Below are 2,581 nucleotides of genomic sequence, written 5' to 3'. Positions count from 1 at the left end.
TCTACGTGCCAGGGCTACAGGATCTGCTGGACCTTCGTCTGGCTGGCCGTCGGCTCGCTGATCGTGACCCGTACCATCAGCGCGGTCTTCTACGTGCTGGCGAAGCGCTGGGGATGCGCAAGACGCAGGTGATGACGCACGTCCTGGTGCCGCAGGCCGTACGGGCGATGCTGCCGACGATCATCAGTCAGCTCGTGGTGGCCCTCAAGGACACCTCGCTCGGCTACCTCATCACCTATGAGGAATTCCTCCACGCGGGCAAGCTGATCGCCTCCAATCTGGACTACGATCTGCCGTTCATCCCCGTCGTCATGGTGATCTCGCCGATCTACATCGGAATGTGCATGCTGCTGTCGTGGTTCGCCAACTGGGTCGCCAGGCGGCAGCAGCGCAACCTCAAGACGGAGGCGGTCGAGGTGAACGCCCCCGAACCGGGCACGCTGCTGCCGGGCGCCGGGCAGCAGTAGCGCGCCCGCCGGCACACGGCTCAGGCCGCCTTGAACCAGGCGCCCAGCGCCTCGTGCAGACCGGCGTCCGTGCCGCCCTGCCAGGCGACGTAGCAGTCCGGCCGCAGCAGGAGCGCGGTGTCGAGCTCCGGGACGGTCACGGTGTCGACGCGCCGGGACCAGCGGCCCGCATCCAGCGCGCCGGTCGGGTCCAGGAGGAGCGGGCGGGCCGTACGGGTCAGCTCGCGCAGGCCCGGCAGGTCCGGCGCCCACCGGCCCACGAGCGGACCGGTCGCCGCCCCCATCTCGTACGCGACGTCCGCGCCGGACAGCAGGTCCGCGATGTGCTGCCGCGTCGAGGGCTGGTCGAGCAGCTCGCCGAACAGCTCGCGCAGCGCGGTCACATCGCCGCCCGGCCGGGTGAGCAGCGACTGCGCCTGCGTGTGCATGGCGACCCGCCGCGCCACCGGCGACCGCTCCGACTCATAGGTGTCCAGCAGCCCCTCGGGCGCGTGGCCGCGCACCTCGGCGGCCAGCTTCCAGCCGAGGTTCACCGCGTCCTGGAGGCCCATGTTGAGCCCCGGTCCGCCGATCGCCGAGTGCACGTGCGCGGCGTCCCCGAGCAGCAGGACGCGGCCCGCGCGGTACCGCGCCGCGATCCGGGTGTTGCCGCCGAACAGCCGCCTGATCAGGTGCGGGCCGGGGCCGGCCGGCGGGGCGAGCGGCGCGTCCACGCCGAGGACGCGGGAGGCGCTGGCCCGCAGCGCGTCGAACGAGTTCTCGCCCTCGGCCGGCTGGTTCCACTCCGCCGTGCTGACCTTCGGATCGTCACCCGGGAACGGCGCCCAGGTGAACAGGCCGTTCTCCGTGCGCAGATGCTGGAACGGCGGTACGACGCCGAAGCCGGGCACGGTCAGCCCGCCGTCCTCCCCGACCAGCTCCGGGTCCACGCGCACATGTCCGGAGTGCGAGACCGAGTCGTCCGAGGTGATGCCGGGGAAGTCGATTCCGGCGAGCCCCCGGACCGTGCTGTGCCCGCCGTCGGCCCCGACCAGGAACGCCGCCTCGACGGGCTCCCGGTCCCGTATCCCGATCCGTACGCCGTGCTCGTCCTGCGTCAGGCCGGTGACCTCGTGGCCTCGGCGGACCTCGACGCCCAGCTCGGCGGCGCGCTCGGCGAGCATCTTCTCTATCCGGCGCTGCGGCACCGGCAGGATGTAGAGCGAGTTGTCCGGCAGGTCGCGCAGGGCGAGCGGGAACGCGCCGAAGACGAAGCCGGGCGCGGGCTCGGGCACGGCGCCGGGTTCGGTCAGCCGCTCGTACAGGCCGCGCCGGTCGAGCATCCGGATGACCTGGCCGACCAGGCCGTTCGCGCGCTGCTCGTCGACCGGCTCGGCGAGCCGCTCCAGGACGACCGGACGCACGCCGGCCAGGGCGAGTTCACAGGCGAGCATCAGGCCGTTGGGGCCGGCGCCCGCGATGACGACATCGATCATGGGACGAACTCCTTTTCCGGGCAGGGAACATCGGCCCGGCGGCCCGCCGGGCTGTTCCTTCACGAGGGTTGTCTAGGGGGCGGGCAGCCCCGCCGCGATCCGGGCGAGGCCGTCCTTGAGCAGGCGGCTCACCGGCACGGGCGGGTCGGTCCGGAGGTGGTGTGCCATGGCGGCGTTGATCGCGGCGACGACCGCGGACGCGACGAGGTGCGGGTACAGGTCCTGCTTCGGGTCGGTGCCCGTACGGTCGGCGACGGCCGCGGCGATCTCGGCCTCGGCGACGGCCCCGGCGCGCAGCATCTCGCCTTGCAGGGCGGGTTCGGCGAGCATCGCGCGGACGCCCGCCGTCCACTGCGCCACGTCGGACACGGGGTACGCGGCCGACACGGCGTCCGGCGCGAAACCCGTGAGCACCGCGCGGGGGATCGCCTCCCACAGCGGCTCCGCGGGGTCCTCGCGCAGCGCGTCCGCGACGCCGAGGCAGCGGTCGAGGTGACGGGCGACGATCGCCTCGCCCTTGCTGGAGTAGTAGTTGTTGAACGTGCGCGGCGAGACGCCCGCCGCCTCGGCGATGTCCTCCACCTTGACCGCGTCGAGCCCGCGCTCGACGACCAGTCGCAGCGCCGCCCAGCTGAGCGC

At 72.9% G+C, this 2,581-nt stretch carries 2 protein-coding genes and 1 pseudogene; 1 reads left to right on the top strand and 2 read right to left on the bottom strand.

Annotation, left to right across the window (positions count from 1 at the left end; all coding sequences use genetic code 11):
• A pseudogene (locus ACFU99_RS15580) lies at positions 1-467 on the top strand (ABC transporter permease subunit); the annotation flags it as partial.
• A gap of 20 nt (positions 468-487) precedes the next feature.
• Here the strand turns inward: ACFU99_RS15580 and ACFU99_RS15575 are convergent.
• Together ACFU99_RS15575 and ACFU99_RS15570 are read right to left on the bottom strand one after the other, a co-directional pair.
• Entirely contained in the window at positions 488-1,942 is a 1,455-nt protein-coding gene (locus tag ACFU99_RS15575) for an FAD-dependent monooxygenase (protein ID WP_384391405.1), read from the bottom strand.
• A gap of 72 nt (positions 1,943-2,014) precedes the next feature.
• Positions 2,015-2,581: TetR family transcriptional regulator (locus ACFU99_RS15570; RefSeq protein WP_384391402.1), on the bottom strand; the 567-nt coding region annotated here is incomplete at its 5' end.

The organism is Streptomyces sp. NPDC057654, from assembly GCF_042800135.1.
Classification (GTDB): Bacteria; Actinomycetota; Actinomycetes; order Streptomycetales; family Streptomycetaceae; genus Streptomyces.
The sequence above is the reverse complement of the archived record's forward strand: the minus strand, read 5'-3'. Positions and strand labels throughout refer to the sequence as shown.

Coding starts and splice junctions, on each gene's coding strand:
- ACFU99_RS15575 (WP_384391405.1), bottom strand. CDS start 1,942: ATGATCGATGTCGTCATCGCGGGCGCCGGCCCCAACGGCCTGATGCTC.